This is a genomic window from Flavobacterium sp. CFS9 (genome assembly GCF_041154745.1).
Classification (GTDB): Bacteria; Bacteroidota; Bacteroidia; order Flavobacteriales; family Flavobacteriaceae; genus Flavobacterium.
Genome location: NZ_AP031573.1, coordinates 4031937 through 4047721 on the forward strand (window position 1 = coordinate 4031937; position 15785 = coordinate 4047721).

Below are 15785 nucleotides of genomic sequence, written 5' to 3' on the forward strand. Positions count from 1 at the left end.
AAAAACGATGCAACACCGCATCGTTTTTTATTTTTATTATAGGGAATCAAATTTTAAATACACCACATTTGTCTTTTCGACTGAAAGGAAAAATCACATTAGAAACTCCACATGAGTTGAGATTAAAGAGAAGTTTTTTAAAAGTTTCTGTTATTTCCAGTGCAATTTTAAAGCAAAAGATGTTTTTTCACCTTTGGTAATACTGAATGTTGAAATAGTTTGATTATCGTTTTCGCCCTCATGAATGATCACATTATCCTGAAGCGAAAGTTCTTTCATGAAGTTCATTTCAAAACTTTTTACTTCCTGTTTCAGGATTTTTTTGGGGTCAACGTGATCGAGACACCATTCCAGATACTTGACATTGTTGACGTGATTTACAATATCCAGATCAGAGAGGTAAACTGTTTTTTCAAAAATAGCTTCTTTTTCATGAGTGATATTTATTTTTGAAAAACCTTCTGTAGTAGCGCGTTTCTCCGGATACAATTCAAAATGTTCGTAAGGCAGTGCTAAAGCTTCCGGACGTCGTAGTTGTGTATTAAAAACAGCCCAGAAAGTTTCACATCCCACTATTTTTTTTCCGTTTGCGTGTATCTCTAAAGCACGAACGGAACGGGAATTTTCTAAACTGTTGATCCATGTTGTGACTGTAACAACATCTCGCCATTTTGGTAGATCAATAATTTCTACTCGCATACGGCTTAAGACCCAGGCCTGATGAAATTCCTGCATATCAGTAAAGCTGATGCCTCCAATTTCAGAATGTGCAGCAGCTGTCAATTGCAGAATGTTGCATAAGTCGGTGTACTTTAGAAAACCATTTGGCGTACATTGCGTAAAATTGATTTCCCAGTCTTTGCTTAGAATGGAAGTAAAATTAGGAGATATTGGCATTACTGAATTTTAGATTTTAGAGTGTTGATTTTTGTTTTTCTATCAGAAGAAAGAAATAGATTTTACTTTAGAAGGTTTTCGATGTAAGTTGTGATTTCTTTTCTATCTGTTGCGTAATCAAACCATTTGGCAGCTTCGTTTCGTTTGAACCAGGTGAGTTGCCTTTTGGAGAAGCGTCTGGTATTTTTCTTGATTTCTTCGATGGCAAATGGCAACGAGAATTCTCCATCAAAATAACTAAATAATTCGCGATACCCGACTGTTTGAAGCGCATTTAACGTTTTGTTGGGATACAAAGCTTTGGCTTCTTCCAGTAAACCGTCATTCATCATTATATCTACACGCTGATTGATACGGTTGTAAATTATAGCCCTGTCGGCTTCTAAACCAATCAAAACAGGAGTAAAATTTCGGTTGTTTTTCTTCTGATTTAAGAAAGAAGAGTAGGGTTTCTGAGCCCCAATACAGACCTCTGTGAAACGCATCATTCTTTGCGGATTTTGAAGTGTTTGAGGGTTTTCTATAGTGAGTTTTTGATAATAATCGGGATCCAGTTTTTGTAATTGTTCCTGTAGATAATGGATTCCGAGTTTTTCGTAGTTTGCGTTTATCTCAGAACGTATTTCGGGATCAATTTCAGGAAACTCATCAAATCCTTTTAAGATGGCATCAACATACAGCCCTGAACCGCCAATTAATATAGCGAAATCATTTTTGGAGAATAATTCTTCTAATTTTAAAAGCGCTTCTTTTTCATAGTCACCAACTGTATAATTTTCGAAAATAGATTTATTCTGTATAAAATGATGTGTCGCTGAATGTAATTCTTCCTGATTTGGAACTGCGGTACCAATTGTCATTTCTTTAAAAAACTGACGGCTGTCGCAGGAGATGATTTCACAATTAAAATGCTGCGCCAGAGCAATGCTTAAAGCCGTTTTGCCTATTGCTGTTGGTCCGACGATGGTAATTAGGTATTTCATGTTTTGTAGTCTTTATGGCGGTTAAACCGTAGACCTGATATTAGTTAACTTTTGATTAAAGTGATTTGGGAAATTTTCGTTGAATTAATAGTTAGGTAATTTCGTCCCACATTCAAAGCAATATTGAGCATGATCAAAATGCACCTGTGTATTACAATTTTTGCATGTTTTTTTGCTGCTTACGACACTGTTTTTTAGACTGCTTTTTGCGAATTCAGCTGTTACAATTCCAGTAGGAACAGCTATAATTCCGTAACCTAAAATCATAACAAAGGCTGCAATGAACTGACCAAGAGGAGTCTGTGGAGAAATGTCACCGTAACCTACTGTGGTTAAAGTAACAATGGTCCAATAAATACTCATAGGAATACTTGTAAAGCCGGATTCTTTACCCTCAACCAGATACATAATCGAACCGATTATTATGGTGCTGATCAATACGAAATAAATAAAAACAAGGATTTTCTCTTTACTGGCTTCGATGGCTTCCCGAAGTTGTATCGACTGATGTGAAATTTGCGGAATATGCAGTATTTTAAACAATCTAAAGAAACGCAAGGCTCTTATTATGGAAAGCACGCTTGCACCTGGGAAAAATATCGATAAATACATCGGCAGAACTGCCATCAGATCAATAATTCCGTAAAAGCTAAAAATATATCGGATTGGCTTTTGAATCGAAATTATTCGTAGTATATATTCGATAGTGAAAAATACAGTGATAATCCATTCGAAGACAATAAGTTGGGTGTGGTATTTCTGATTGATTCCCTGGACGGTTTCCATCATGATCAAAATAACACTTAGTAGGATTAATCCAAGAAGAACCAAATCAAACATTTTTCCAAAAAATGTATCGGTCCCGTAGAGGATGATTTTGACTTTTTCGCGGAAGATTTCGTATTTTGATTTTATTTTTTTCATCCTCACGAAGATAAGGAAAGTTTTGCAGTGTTAAAAATGAAGAACCTTTATAGATTTACTCTTTCGGAGGTAGCTTTGAATAATGTTTTTCACGTCACGATTGTGCTGCATCGGAATTAAAATGTTTTTTAGAATCTCGATGTTCGTAATCTGATAATTTAGATCGTAAAAGGCATATCCTTTATAAAGACCATTTTCGATTAAAATAGCGCTTCTTTCGTTGACATTTCGGCCTCTGTCCAGTAGAATCATGCTTTTATTTTCGAAACTGTTTTCCGCGATAAATTGTTGTACACGGGCATTGTAAACTTCAGGTGTTACTTCTTCAATACAGGCGCCATCACATTCTTTGATTTTATACTGGAAACACTCTTTTTTGGTTTGATAAAGTCCTGTTAGCTTTTGGCATAACTGGTATTTTGACGTATATCTGAACAGCGCATTTTTACCTTCCTGCAAAGTTGCAAATGAGGTAATCTCTTTTTTACGGCCGTCCGCTTTTTCAAGTTTTAAATTGATATAACCATTAGTGTCTTTCTCTGCATATAAAGCATACTGAAAGATCGTTTTTCGTTGTGAACGATTATATCTGGGACGATTTATTTTTATTTCTTCGCTTTCTTTTAAGAGTGCAATTAATTCGCTTCCGGTTTCATCATAGGTGATGGTAAAAACTTCGGCCTGAATTTTTTTGCTTTTGGTGGTAATTCCTGTAAAATGCTGATTGACTCTCTTTTTAATGTTTTGACTTTTTCCAATGTAGATTAGAGTTCCGTCTTCATTGTAAATGTAATACACACCAGTTTTAGCAGGCATTTGTGCCAGAATGTCCAGAAATTTCGGAGCAATTCCTTTTTCTACTTCCAGTTTGATAAAATCTTTTACAATAGTTTTTTTCAAGTCTTTTTCCAGAAGCATTTTAAACAGCTTGGTTGTTGCCATTGCATCTCCGCTGGCACGATGTCTGTCTGCCATTGGAATTCCAAGGGCTCGTACCAGTTTTCCTAAACTATAGGAAGGTTGATCCGGAATTAATTTTTTGGCAAGTTCGACTGTACAAAGGGTTTTGGCTTCAAAATTGTAACCCAAACGTCTGAATTCTGTGCGTAAAATTCGGTAATCAAAAGAAGCATTGTGTGCTACAATTATACAATCTGTAGTGATTTCTATAATTCGTTTAGCAACTTCAAAAAATTTAGGAGCAGACCGCAACATAGCATTATTGATTCCAGTTAATTTCACCACGAAGGGCTGAATCGGAATTTCAGGATTGACAAGGCTGATGAACTGGTCAATTACCTCGTGGCCATCAAATTTGTAAATGGCAATTTCGGTAATTCCTTCTTCATTAAACTGGCCTCCAGTGGTTTCTATGTCTAGTATTGCGTACAAATTAGTATTCAGTCTCAGTTTTTAGTAATCAGTTTTAATCTACAATTGACAATTAACAATTAACAATTAACAATTAACAATTAGGACTTATCTTCCTCCAAAAATGCTGCTTCCAATGCGAACCATGGTGCTGCCGCATTCAATTGCAAGTTGATAATCTCCGGACATTCCCATAGAGACAGTAGTCAGATTGCAGTTTTCAGCTTTCAGTTCTTTTATGGAATCAAAAATAGATTTTAAATGTGTAAATTCCTTTTTAATTTGATTTTGATCTTCTGTAAAAGTTGCCATTCCCATTACTCCTAAGATCTTTATGTTTTTCAACTCTGTAAAATCAAAGGAAGTGACAAGCGCTTTTAATTCGTTTTCGTCTAATCCAAATTTAGTTTCTTCTTCTGCAATATGTATTTGAAGCAGGCAATCAATAATCCGATTGTTTTTCAATGCTTGTTTATTGATTTCCTGCAACAATTTTAAGCTGTCAACACCATGAATCAAACTTACAAAAGGCGCCATAAATTTGACTTTATTGGTTTGTACATGACCAATCATGTGCCATTGAATGTCTTTTGGCATTTGTTCCCATTTTTCAGTCATTTCCTGGATTTTGTTTTCACCAAAAATACGCTGACCGGCATCATAAGCCTGCATTAGATCGGAAACAGGTTTTGTTTTAGAAACGGCAACTAAAGTTACATTTTCCGGTAAACCTGCCTTAATTGTGTTTAAATTCGATGCTATCGACATGGTACTTCTTTTTTAGGAAAGGATAAATTGCTTAGAGATTTTCTCTGCTTTTTTACTTTCGCTATAATCATAAAAACCTTCACCGGATTTTACTCCTAATTTTCCGGCTCTCACCATATTAACCAAGAGTGGGCAAGGGGCATATTTCGGATTTTTGAAACCGTCGTACATTACATTTAAAATAGCAAGACAAACATCAAGACCAATAAAATCAGCTAATTGAAGAGGTCCCATTGGGTGTCCCATTCCTAATTTCATTACGGTATCAATTTCGTAAACTCCCGCCACTTTGTTGTATAATGTTTCAATGGCTTCGTTTAACATTGGCATTAATATTCTGTTTGCCACAAAACCAGGGTAATCGTTTACTTCAACTGGAACTTTGCCTAATTTTACAGATAAGTCCATGATCGTTTTAGTAACTTCATCGCTGGTGTTGTATCCACGGATGATTTCGACCAATTTCATAATCGGCACCGGATTCATAAAGTGCATTCCGATAACTCTTTCAGGATGTGCTACAACTGCTCCAATTTGAGTAATAGATATCGAAGAAGTATTAGTTGCCAGGATGGTATTGTGAGAGCAAGCTTCGTTTAATTGTTTGAAAATATTGAGTTTTAACTCTACATTTTCAGTAGCAGCTTCAACTACTAAATCTACACCAACAACACCGTCTTTAATATCGGTATAGGTAATAATATTGGTGATCGTTTTGGTAACTTCTTCCTGAGTGATGGTTCCTTTAGAAAGCATTCGGTCTAAATTGGCAGCAATAGTTGCCATTCCTTTGTCTAATGATTTTTCAGAAACGTCAATTAGTTTTACCACAAAACCACTTTGTGCAAATGTATGAGCAATTCCGTTACCCATTGTTCCTGCACCAATTACAGCTATAGTTTTCATTTAATTTTGATATTATATTTATGATTTTAGCCACGAGCTCACAAATTAATTTATGGACTCGTGGCTAATTTATTTTTTAAAACTTCCAAATTATTTATCGAAACAATCAATTATCTGATAGGCCACACGCAATGCATCTGTTGCCTGTTCCAGGGTTACAACCGGAGTTGTATTTGTGTTTATAGAATTGGCAAATGATTCCAGCTCATCTAAAATCGCATTATTTTGTTCTACATCAGGATTTGTAAAATAAATTTGTTTTTTTACACCTTCTGCATTTTGTAAAATCATATCAAAATCACCCGGAATTTCCGGAGCGTCTTTCATTCGGACTACTTCACATTTTTTCTCCAGAAAATCTACAGAAATGTAGGCATCTTTTTGAAAGAATCTTGTTTTACGCATGTTTTTCATCGAAATTCTGCTTGCCGTTAAATTGGCTACACATCCATTTTCGAATTCGATTCTGGCATTGGCAATATCCGGAGTTTCACTAATCACGGAAACACCGCTTGCATTGATGTTTTTTACTTTTGAGTTTACAACGCTCAAAATAGCATCAATATCATGAATCATTAAATCCAAAACTACAGGAACGTCTGTACCACGAGGATTGAACTCGGCCAGACGGTGCGTTTCTATAAACATTGGATTTTCGATCATGTTTTTTGTAGCAATGAACGCAGGGTTAAAGCGTTCAACATGACCTACCTGACCTTTTACATTATATTCCGCAGCCAAAGCAATAATTTCTTCGGCTTCTTCAACCGTATTGGCAATTGGCTTTTCTATAAAGATATGTTTTCCTGATTTGATGGCTACCTTAGCACATTTGTAGTGTGAAAGAGTTGGAGTCACAATGTCGATAACATCCACAGCGTGAATTAATTTTGCAATTGTGTTGAAGTTTTTATAGCCAAACTCTTTTGAGATTCTTTCGGCATTTTCCTGATTTTCGTCGTAAAATCCAACTAATTCGTATTGGTCAGATTGTTGTAATAAGCGTAAATGTATTTTACCAAGATGACCTGCACCTAAAACTCCTACTTTTAACATGAGAATGTATTTTAAACAAAAATATAATTTATTTGTTGAAAGTAAAAGTTTAGTTATGACAAAGTCGAAATTATTTGAACAATTTTAAATGTATTTACATACTTAACTTCTCTTTAAAGTTGTTGGTTTGTCTTCGTGATATTTCTACTTTTATTTCTTTTGGAAGTTGTACGAGCAGATTACCACTAAACCAAGGGTCTATTTTGAGTATGTATTCTATATTGATAATCTGGTTTCGATTGGCCCTAAAAAAATAATCATCAGGAAGTTTCTCTTCAATATGGTTTAATGATTTATTAAGTACTGCTTTTTCATCCTGAAAGAATACTTTGGTATAATTGCCATCTACTTCAAACAGAAAGATATCGGCAATTTTCACAAGCCAGCATTTTTCGCCATCGCGAATAAAAATCTGATTGTTTAGCGTTAGTTTCTTATTGCTTTTTTCTTCTTTTTCAATTAGATTTTGACTTACTTTTTCGATTGAATGAGCAAATCTTTTTGGATTTATTGGTTTTAGTAAGTAGTCTAAAGCATTGTATTCGAAAGATTTGATCGCGTACTCGTCAAAAGCCGTTGTGAAAATTGTAATAGGGACTTTGTCGAGCATTTCCAACAATTCAAAACCATCTTTTTCGGGCATATTGATATCCAGAAAAAGCAAGTCGGGTTGGGTTTCCTGTATTAATTTAAAGCCTGAATCTACATTTTCTGCTTCTCCGATAACTTCAATTTCCGGGTGATTTTTAATTAGTTCTTTAAGCTCATTCCTGGCCAGACGGGAATCTTCAACAATAACAGCTTTTATTTTTTTCATACTTAAAGTATTGGTATAGTTATTTTTGCAATTACTTTATTTTCTATTTCCTGCAATTTAAAACTAGCTTTCTCGCCATAAATTAAATGCAATCTTTTCTCGATATTTTTGATTCCTAATTGTGTGGAATCTTTTTCAATGGTAAGTATTCCGGTATTGATAACTAAAAGAGTCAAATTGTTATTTTCCATTTTGATCTCTAATGAAATTTGGCCTCCGTCTTTTAATTTTGCTATTCCATGTTTAACCGCATTTTCGATCAGCATTTGAATGATCATAGGAGGGATTTGCAGCTTTAAAGTGGTTTTGTCTATTTGAGAAGTAAAATTCAAACGTTCTTCCATTTGAATTTTTGAAATTTCAATAAAGTTTTCTACCATTTCAATTTCTTCTTCCAGTGCAATTGTAGTGATTTCGTTTTTGGTTAAGGAATATCGAAGCATTTCAGACAATCTGGTTATCATTTCTCTTGATTTTTCGGGATTTTCTAAAATTAGTCCACGAATATTATTCAAGCTGTTAAACATAAAATGCGGATTGATTTGCCCCTTTAAAGCATTCAATTGCGAATCTTTTAAAGTGTTTTCAATTTCCATTCGATCCATTTTATTATTCTTGATTTGTGAGGTCGTTTTGTAAATGGTATATACAACGATCCAAAGGAAGAAAAGAAAACCCATCACAAAAATAAATAAAACCTGTCTTTTTGCGGATTGAGACGGATGATCAAAAACTTCAGGGTTTTCATAAACATAACTGAGCATTACATAATTATACGCCGTTAGTATCCCGAAGAAAAGGAGAGCAGCTGCGAAAATTAAAAAAAGCATTTTAATGATTTCCCAGAGTTTAAAATCGTCCAGTTTTATGTACCGGTCATAAAAATGTTTTAAAACTATCGAGACGAAAGTAAGTACACAAACACTAACAACGAAGTCTAAAAGTAGTTGCCAGTTTTTGTATTTTAATATATTAAATTCCGGAATTATAATTTGGGGAATAAAAATTATTCCTGCGTAGATAGTCCATATAATGATCTGAACTAAAATGAAAACGTGATCCTTTTTTTGAAACATTTTTATAAGCTATTTTACTTTAAGTGGTGCGTGGTATCCATAAATCATTCCTGCAATAAAAGCGCTCAAAAAGAGCAGGCAGAATATAACGACTAAAGTAATTAGAATTTTTACAGATAATTTCATTAAGATAAAATTTTAAGTAAACAATGGCCTATTTCAATAGTCAAAACTATAATTATTTTGATCATAATTTTAAGTTTTAAAAACTTTGGCAATGCCAGCATTGCCAAAGTTACATTTTAAATAACTAATTTTTAGGTTGAAAATCAGGATGTCCGACCTGCCATAACGCAAAGCTTAAAACATCTGCAGTTTCTTCATAAGATTTTGCTTTTGAAGCTCCTCCAAAATGACCTGCTTCATAATCTACTTTTAATAAAGTAGGTTTTTTAGATGCATTTACTTCAAGCAATCGGGCGGCAAATTTAGCAGGAGACCAAACAATAATTCTAGGGTCGTTGAATCCTGCAGTTGTTAAGGTTGCGGGATATTTAACACCTTCTTTTAGTTGTAAATAAGAGTCCATTTCTATAAGGGCTTTAGCTTCATCTTCTACTTTCATGGTTCCAAACTCAGGTGTGTTTGCAGGTCCGTTTGGTGCATTTTCGCCTCTAACGGTATTCATGCTTCCTACTCCGGGAATGGCTACCGCATATAAATCAGGTCTTTCAGTAATGGCTCTTCCTACAAAAATTCCGCCGGCGCTTCTGCTGTAGATTGCCGTTTTTGTCGGATTAGTATATCCTTCTTTAATCATGTATTCGGTGCAGGCAATTACGTCTTTCCAGGTATTTGGTTTTGTGCTTTTTTGACCTTCCAAATGCCATTTTTCGCCTAATTCTCCACCGCCTCTTACGTGAGCAACAGCAAGTATTCCGCCTCTTTCTACCCATAAAAGTAAACTAGGGTTAAAACTAGGAGACATAGACATTCCGTATGCACCGTAACCATAGAATAAGACAGGATTGTTTGAATCTTTTTTGATTCCTTTTTTATAAATAATGGATAGTGGAACTTCGACACCATCATGCGATTTTACCATTAATTCTTCAATTTCAAAATTTTCAAATTCCGGGTACTCAGTAATCGTAGAGAGTTCTTCTCTGATAAAATTGTTTTTCTTCACATCGTATTTATAACGCTCTCCTTTAGTTGTCCATCCTGTTGTTCTAACCCATAGGTCTGAATATTTACTTCCTCTTGAAGTTAAAACAATAGTAGCGGATTTTTTTGGTGTTTTAATTTCTCTGTGATTTTTTCCGTCAAAATCAGTAAAGAATAATTTACTTTCGATTCCGTTTTTTGTTTTGGTATAAAAAATTCCATCTTTAGTAATTGTGATAGGGTTCAAATTGGATTCTTTGTCTTCAGGGATCACTAGTGTTGCGGTTGCTAAATTTGGATTGGCTATACTGGTTTTTGTTACTTTAAATTTTGGAGCATTTAGACTCGTGAAAAAATAAATGTCTTTATCACTGAAAGCAAAATTTTTAATTTCATCTTTTCTGTCCGTCAATAATTTCCAGTTAATTTTGGAATTATTCAACTCAGAACCTTTGGCAATAAACATTTTCATGTTCGGATTTACAGAATAAGGCATCAGAAAAAGGATCTTACTGTCTACGTCATAACCCATAAAAGGAATTTCTTCATCAGCTATTTTTAATTCAGGATACATTGCTTTTGAAAAAATTACTTTATCCTGAGCAGTATCATTACCCACAACGTGTAGTTTTGTTACGATATTCAATTGTGCTTTTGCATCGTGGATATCGGCTGTTGGTGATTGCGTGTACAAAAACGATTTGTCATCACTTAACCAGTTAGCAGTTCCAAATCTTAATTTGTCAATTTTATCGGTTAAAATTTTATTATCTGCTACATTTATTAAAAACATGTCGCTCATCTCACCGCCATTCTTTGAAACATTTATAGCAATTAGTTTTCCGCTCTTATTTGGAGAAAAGGAACTAATAGTAAATACATCTTTTGTTTCACCTTTTAGAGTTTGCGGGTCAAAGATTAAGGTTTCTTTTCCTTTTAAACCATCTCTTTTATATAGTTTTGCTACCTGATCTTTTGGAGTGGTCTTTTGGTAAAAATAAGTTCCGTCTTCCATAATTTGCGTTCCACTGATCGCTTCGGCAACTCTGTTATTTATAGAAGTCAGCTCATCAATAAGAGTTTGTTTTCCCGGAATTGAGTTTAAAATATTGTTTGTGTAATCTGCCTGAGCCTTTAACCAGCTTAATGTTTGTTCATTTTTTAAATCCTCAAGGTTTCTGTATTTGTCTTCCACTGTAATTCCAAAATAAGTATCCTTAGCGGGAACTGATGGTGCTTTTTCGGGTTTGTTTTGTGCAAATAAATTTCCGGTAGAAATAATTCCAAGAGATAGAACTGTGATCTTTATAAATGTATTGGTTTTCATGATTGATGTTTTTTGATTGAGAATTAGATTAATTGAGTACGATTACAGTGATAAATTTATAAAGTACAAATCCGACTATAAATCCTACGATTAATGATTTAGCAATTTTGTAAACATTTACTTCTTTCTGGTTTTCCATAATTTTGGTTTTAATGATTAGTTAATTTTACTGATTGATTGATTGATTGATTGATTGATTGATTGATTGATTTTTTACAAGTGAATTTAAAAACTAATGTTATTGCTTATGGTTTTAGAATTTTGGTTGGGTTTTTAAAATTTATTGTGTTCATAATTTTTGGTTTTTAAATTATTAGTTCCTGTTTGATGTTTCAAAAGTAGCAACACATCAGTTGAAAATTTTAAAAAAAATGACGAACGGTTGATACAAGCATTTGAATGGTAAATGGTTCGGATTATATTAATTTGAAAGAAGTTTCTGAGTTGAAAACATTCTGTATGAAAGCATTTAAAATTGATTTACTTTCCTATTTTTGCAAAAATAAAACCAACCCATTTTGAAAGATACTGCCAAACATCAAGGACTTCGCAATCAATTAGTAAGCACTTTAGAGCAAAAAGGAATTACTGATAGAGCAGTTTTGGATGCGATAAAAAAAATCCCGAGACACCTTTTTTTGAATTCAAGTTTTGAAGATTATGCATATCAGGATAAGGCATTTCCTATAGGTGCGGGACAAACTATTTCGCAGCCATACACGGTTGCATTTCAATCGCAATTATTAGAGGTTAAAAAAGATCATAAGATTTTAGAAATTGGTACCGGATCAGGATATCAAACAGCTGTTTTGTTTATGTTAGGAGCAAAAGTGTACAGTGTTGAAAGACAAGGGGAATTGTTTAGAACGACTTCTAATTTGTTTCCAAAATTAAACATTCGTCCAAAACATTTATCTTTTGGTGACGGTTATAAAGGATTACCAAGTTACGCTCCTTTTGATAGTATTATTGTAACCGCTGGAGCTCCATTTATTCCACAGCCTTTAATGGCGCAGCTTAAAATAGGAGGAAGGCTCGTTATTCCGTTAGGAGAAGATGTTCAGATTATGACTTTATTGATTCGGAAGAATGAAACACAATTTGAAAAACATGAGTTTGGAGAATTTCGATTCGTTCCTTTATTGGAAGATAAAAATTAAAGTAAGAGCCCACTAAAGATAGTGGGCTCTCGTTTTTTATTGACCTATAATACTAATATAGCGCTCCAGGCTTTCTTTTTCAATTCTGGCAATAAAGAATAAAAAATCTTCTTTGTTTTTTGTTGTCTGGGCGGTTTCCAGAGACTGATAGTACTGCATTCTATTTTCATAATCTCCTTTTATATTGGCGATTAGATAACCTTTTTGCATTAAAATTAAATTCATGACTAATCTGGAGGTTCTGCCGTTTCCATCAATAAAAGGATGAATTGTAACTAATCTTTCGTGCATTTCGGCGGCAAGAATAACCGGATGTAATTTATTTTTATTGATCTCATACCAAATAAAATACTCTTCCATTTCTTTGGCAACTAAAAAAGGTTGTGGAGGCATGTGACTGCTTCCCTGAATCATCACCTGTACTTTTCGGTAACGGCCTGCATCTTCAGGAATTATACCTCTTAAAATTAAATTATGGATAGATAAAAGATCGCGTTCATTTAAGCTGTTGCTTTTTTGCATCAAATCTTTGATAAAACCTATTGCTTCCTGATGATTAATGGTCTCAAGATGTTCTCTCATACTTTTTCCTGAAATAGTCAAACCTTCGTTGATAACCATATCGGTTTCGCGAAGCGTCATGGTATTTCCTTCAATTCTGTTACTTTCAAATGTATATTCGAGTTCAAGTGCCTGACTGATTTTATAGCTATCAAATTGTCTGTAAGTATCCAGTTTTTCTTTTAAAACATCTATCTCACTTAGAATTTTTTCTAAAGTGGTTGACAGTTTTAATTTGGAGACTGTTTTGTTGTATTTGATTTCTTTCTCTGCGACTTCAAGTGCTTTTAAAGCAAATTCATCATCACCAATTTCATAGAGAATTTTTTCCTTAAGCCATGCGATCATTAGAGTTTCGTAGTCTATCTCTAGAAGTTGAGATAACTTAACAATTTGATCTTTGGTTGGTTTTCGCGAACCGCTTTCAAATTTACTTATTAAAGCCTGATCGATACCGAGTAGTTGTGCTACTTCTCTAGTTTTTAGACCTTTTTGTTCTCTTGCATTTTTAAGAAGCGATTTCATTTTTCTTGTTATTCAAATTGTCTTGACAAATTTAGTCATAAATTTCGAGAAAAAAAAGCAATATCAAAATATTGCTTTTCAAGATATTATTTAAGAGGAAGCGAACCGTCTTTTTTCATTTCTTTTACGACTGCTTGCATAATTGCATCAATGGTTTGACCAAGATCGGTAACATAATCTGATTTAGTTGTACCTGTCCAGATTAGTTTATTGTCTTTCAATGAAAAAATACTTGTTTCTACCATATAAGCGGTAGTTTCCTGATAATATCCAGGGGTGTAAAAATGAGGTGAGTACATTCCGTACCAGTTGCCAAATCCATAGCCATACACTCCACTGTATAAACCATCAAAACCACCATAATACATTCCCGTATAAGTTCCGGGAACATAATTGGTTTCTTTTTCTTTACTAACTAAACGCATTGTAATAACACCATCAAAATTTTCGTCTTGTAAAATTTTCAATTTCTGTTCTTTGGTTAGTTGAGAGGTCGTTTCGTTCAGGTATTGATATGACGTTTTAAAAATAGGATTTCCAGCGGCAATTCTGTTTTCAGCAGTTCTTCTTGATGCTTCATCTTTTACCAAAGCAACAACTAAAACTTTTTTAAAATGCTCTTGAGCTACGGTTGTTTGAGGATCTCTCCAACTGCTGACAATGGATGTATTACTACCACAATTTGACAAAATAGCAACAGTCATGAATAAAATTAGGTACTTTTTCATATTTTAAGGTTAAATGGTTTCTAGTAAAAATAACGATAAAATATTAATAAGCACTTGTTTATGAGTGTTTTATAAGGGGATTGTTTTTAGTTGTATGCTTTTTTAATTCGGTCCAGATCGCGTTTCGTATCTTGTTCTTTTAAAGATTCACGCTTGTCGTAGTTTTTCTTTCCTTTACAAAGGCCTATTTGCAGTTTGGCAAGTCCTTTTTCGTTGGTAAATAATTTCAACGGAACAATAGTAAGTCCTTTTGCCTGAACATTTTTATGCAAGGTTTTAAGTTCTTTTTTGTTTAGAAGTAATTTTCTCTCGCTTCTGGATTTATGATTGAATTGATTTCCAAAAGAATACTCTTCAATATAGGTATTGATTGCGAAGAGTTCCATATTGTTAAACTCACAAAAGCTTTCGGTAATATTGGCTTTACCTAGTCGTATGGATTTGATTTCAGTACCCGACAAAACAATTCCAGCAGTATAAGTATCGATTATTTCGTAATCAAATCGGGCTCTTTTATTAAGTATATTGACTGTTTTTAACATAGTGTACAAATGTAAAACAAAAATGAAAAACTTTTATAAATTCTAAAAGAATTAAATTTTTTAGTTTTGTAAAAAAAGAAAGACCATGCTATTGAAAGTACGGTCTTTTATTAAGATTATTTAAAAGTATAAAATGCAAAATCAATCAAAAGATCCTTTACATGGTATAACGCTTCAGAAAATAGTCGAAACATTAGTGGAATACTATGGTTTTGATACTTTGGCGGAATTAATTCCAATTAAATGTTTCATGTCAAATCCAAGTATAAAATCAAGCTTAACTTTTTTAAGAAAAACCGATTGGGCAAGAAAGAAAGTTGAAAATTTATATATTAAAACATTGCCTAAATTGGCAAAGTAGTTTACAATTTATAAGAAATCATAACACCTCCACGGTAGGGAAGCCATTCGCCGCTTTTGTTCCAGTTTTGTGCTTTTTCATATCTTCCGGGAGTTCCATCGTTGTAATACCCGTGATAAAAACCTTGGTGCCAGCCACCTCCTGCGAAAATATCGAGTAAAAGTTTATCATTTAATTTTATGTTATATCCAACAGTAACTCCTAAGCGATACCCAAAACCATGTTCGTACATGTTAGTGTTCCAGTAATTCCATTTTTGAATTTTGTAGACGTCCGGTCCAGCGTGCCCGCCTACATAAAAACCTTTATAGTTTTCTTTAAAATGATAACGGAGTTCAGGCGTTAGTGTGTAGAATTGCATTGGATTTTTTCCATCAAAAGATTCCCAAAATGATGCCATTACGTCAACACTAAAAGTTAGATTTTTGCCTATGCTGGTTTCAACGCCAACATTTGGCACTGCTAATAAGGCGGTTGCTGCATTAAACTTGATAAAAGTTTGACTTTGAGACTGAACTGAAAAGAAAAGAACTAGGGCAATAAAAATTTTTTTCATAAAAATAGACTTTGGAGATGTTGAAATAAGTTCTTTTTTCTTATTTCGACTGCAAATATAACGCAAAGCAGGTCTTTCTATTATTCGAAATAATTAATTTAACAGGAATATTTTTTTGTC

At 33.8% G+C, this 15785-nt stretch carries 16 protein-coding genes; 2 read left to right on the plus strand and 14 right to left on the minus strand.

Features of this window, described 5'->3' with window-relative positions; genetic code table 11:
• Window positions 1-150: 150 nt before the first annotated feature.
• The 10 genes from ACAM30_RS16965 to ACAM30_RS17010 form a co-directional block, all read right to left on the minus strand.
• Window positions 151-897 (minus strand): acyl-[acyl-carrier-protein] thioesterase, encoded by a 747-nt coding sequence (locus ACAM30_RS16965; RefSeq protein ID WP_369615759.1) that lies wholly within the window; start codon window positions 895-897, stop codon window positions 151-153.
• 62 nt (window positions 898-959) lie between these two features.
• Window positions 960-1880 (minus strand): tRNA (adenosine(37)-N6)-dimethylallyltransferase MiaA, encoded by a 921-nt coding sequence (miaA, locus tag ACAM30_RS16970; protein WP_369615760.1) that lies wholly within the window; start codon window positions 1878-1880, stop codon window positions 960-962.
• 84 nt (window positions 1881-1964) lie between these two features.
• Window positions 1965-2804, minus strand: coding sequence for an ion transporter (locus tag ACAM30_RS16975; protein ID WP_369615761.1), 840 nt, complete (start codon window positions 2802-2804; stop codon window positions 1965-1967).
• Window positions 2805-2834: 30 nt separating this feature from the next.
• Window positions 2835-4196, minus strand: a complete 1362-nt coding sequence (locus ACAM30_RS16980) for an exonuclease domain-containing protein (RefSeq protein ID WP_369615762.1) — start codon at window positions 4194-4196, stop codon at window positions 2835-2837.
• An 87-nt stretch (window positions 4197-4283) separates the two neighbouring features.
• The gene (locus ACAM30_RS16985) at window positions 4284-4943 is read right to left on the minus strand and encodes a YggS family pyridoxal phosphate-dependent enzyme (RefSeq protein WP_369615763.1); all 660 of its coding nucleotides are present in this window, start codon (window positions 4941-4943) and stop codon (window positions 4284-4286) included.
• Window positions 4944-4955: 12 nt separating this feature from the next.
• Complete coding sequence (locus ACAM30_RS16990) at window positions 4956-5849, minus strand: 3-hydroxyacyl-CoA dehydrogenase family protein (protein ID WP_017497120.1); 894 nt, start codon at window positions 5847-5849, stop codon at window positions 4956-4958.
• A gap of 90 nt (window positions 5850-5939) precedes the next feature.
• A complete protein-coding gene (locus ACAM30_RS16995; protein WP_369615764.1) occupies window positions 5940-6905 on the minus strand; it encodes a Gfo/Idh/MocA family protein in 966 nt (321 codons plus the stop codon).
• A 94-nt stretch (window positions 6906-6999) separates the two neighbouring features.
• Window positions 7000-7722: a LytR/AlgR family response regulator transcription factor gene (locus ACAM30_RS17000; protein ID WP_369615765.1), complete on the minus strand. Its 723-nt coding sequence runs from the start codon at window positions 7720-7722 to the stop codon at window positions 7000-7002.
• Window positions 7723-7724: 2 nt separating this feature from the next.
• Window positions 7725-8798 (minus strand): sensor histidine kinase, encoded by a 1074-nt coding sequence (locus tag ACAM30_RS17005; protein WP_369615766.1) that lies wholly within the window; start codon window positions 8796-8798, stop codon window positions 7725-7727.
• Between the two features lie 250 nt (window positions 8799-9048).
• A complete protein-coding gene (locus ACAM30_RS17010) occupies window positions 9049-11232 on the minus strand; it encodes a prolyl oligopeptidase family serine peptidase (protein WP_369615767.1) in 2184 nt (727 codons plus the stop codon).
• 518 nt (window positions 11233-11750) lie between these two features.
• Between ACAM30_RS17010 and ACAM30_RS17015 the strand changes: the two genes are divergently transcribed.
• A complete protein-coding gene (locus tag ACAM30_RS17015) occupies window positions 11751-12392 on the plus strand; it encodes a protein-L-isoaspartate(D-aspartate) O-methyltransferase (protein ID WP_369615768.1) in 642 nt (213 codons plus the stop codon).
• A gap of 36 nt (window positions 12393-12428) precedes the next feature.
• Here the strand turns inward: ACAM30_RS17015 and ACAM30_RS17020 are convergent, their stop codons facing one another.
• The 3 genes from ACAM30_RS17020 to smpB all read right to left on the minus strand — a co-directional run bounded on the left by ACAM30_RS17020 (window position 12429) and on the right by smpB (window position 14748).
• On the minus strand, window positions 12429-13478 hold the full coding sequence (locus tag ACAM30_RS17020; RefSeq protein WP_369615769.1) for a Fic family protein: 1050 nt from the start codon (window positions 13476-13478) through the stop codon (window positions 12429-12431).
• 86 nt (window positions 13479-13564) lie between these two features.
• Window positions 13565-14206 (minus strand): hypothetical protein, encoded by a 642-nt coding sequence (locus tag ACAM30_RS17025; RefSeq protein WP_369615770.1) that lies wholly within the window; start codon window positions 14204-14206, stop codon window positions 13565-13567.
• Between the two features lie 86 nt (window positions 14207-14292).
• Window positions 14293-14748 carry an SsrA-binding protein SmpB gene (gene smpB / locus ACAM30_RS17030; RefSeq protein WP_017497111.1) on the minus strand — a complete coding sequence of 152 codons (456 nt, stop codon included), beginning with the start codon at window positions 14746-14748 and terminating at the stop codon, window positions 14293-14295.
• Between the two features lie 133 nt (window positions 14749-14881).
• On the opposite strand from smpB, the gene ACAM30_RS17035 reads away from it, so the two are divergent.
• Complete coding sequence (locus ACAM30_RS17035) at window positions 14882-15109, plus strand: VF530 family DNA-binding protein (RefSeq protein ID WP_369615771.1); 228 nt, start codon at window positions 14882-14884, stop codon at window positions 15107-15109.
• 1 nt (window position 15110) lies between these two features.
• On the opposite strand, the gene ACAM30_RS17040 is transcribed toward ACAM30_RS17035, so the two are convergent.
• The gene (locus ACAM30_RS17040) at window positions 15111-15665 is read right to left on the minus strand and encodes a DUF3575 domain-containing protein (protein WP_369615772.1); all 555 of its coding nucleotides are present in this window, start codon (window positions 15663-15665) and stop codon (window positions 15111-15113) included.
• Window positions 15666-15785: the final 120 nt, after the last annotated feature.

What these genes read in the sequence shown, in the direction of transcription:
- ACAM30_RS16965 (WP_369615759.1), bottom strand. Translation starts at nt 897, where the DNA reads ATGCCAATATCTCCTAATTTTACTTCCATTCTAAGCAAAGACTGGGAA.
- miaA (WP_369615760.1), bottom strand. Translation starts at nt 1,880, where the DNA reads ATGAAATACCTAATTACCATCGTCGGACCAACAGCAATAGGCAAAACG.
- ACAM30_RS16975 (WP_369615761.1), bottom strand. Translation starts at nt 2,804, where the DNA reads ATGAAAAAAATAAAATCAAAATACGAAATCTTCCGCGAAAAAGTCAAA.
- ACAM30_RS16985 (WP_369615763.1), bottom strand. Translation starts at nt 4,943, where the DNA reads ATGTCGATAGCATCGAATTTAAACACAATTAAGGCAGGTTTACCGGAA.
- ACAM30_RS16990 (WP_017497120.1), bottom strand. Translation starts at nt 5,849, where the DNA reads ATGAAAACTATAGCTGTAATTGGTGCAGGAACAATGGGTAACGGAATT.
- ACAM30_RS16995 (WP_369615764.1), bottom strand. Translation starts at nt 6,905, where the DNA reads ATGTTAAAAGTAGGAGTTTTAGGTGCAGGTCATCTTGGTAAAATACAT.
- ACAM30_RS17000 (WP_369615765.1), bottom strand. Translation starts at nt 7,722, where the DNA reads ATGAAAAAAATAAAAGCTGTTATTGTTGAAGATTCCCGTCTGGCCAGG.
- ACAM30_RS17005 (WP_369615766.1), bottom strand. Translation starts at nt 8,798, where the DNA reads ATGTTTCAAAAAAAGGATCACGTTTTCATTTTAGTTCAGATCATTATA.
- ACAM30_RS17010 (WP_369615767.1), bottom strand. Translation starts at nt 11,232, where the DNA reads ATGAAAACCAATACATTTATAAAGATCACAGTTCTATCTCTTGGAATT.
- ACAM30_RS17020 (WP_369615769.1), bottom strand. Translation starts at nt 13,478, where the DNA reads ATGAAATCGCTTCTTAAAAATGCAAGAGAACAAAAAGGTCTAAAAACT.
- ACAM30_RS17025 (WP_369615770.1), bottom strand. Translation starts at nt 14,206, where the DNA reads ATGAAAAAGTACCTAATTTTATTCATGACTGTTGCTATTTTGTCAAAT.
- smpB (WP_017497111.1), bottom strand. Translation starts at nt 14,748, where the DNA reads ATGTTAAAAACAGTCAATATACTTAATAAAAGAGCCCGATTTGATTAC.
- ACAM30_RS17035 (WP_369615771.1), top strand. Translation starts at nt 14,882, where the DNA reads ATGCAAAATCAATCAAAAGATCCTTTACATGGTATAACGCTTCAGAAA.
- ACAM30_RS17040 (WP_369615772.1), bottom strand. Translation starts at nt 15,665, where the DNA reads ATGAAAAAAATTTTTATTGCCCTAGTTCTTTTCTTTTCAGTTCAGTCT.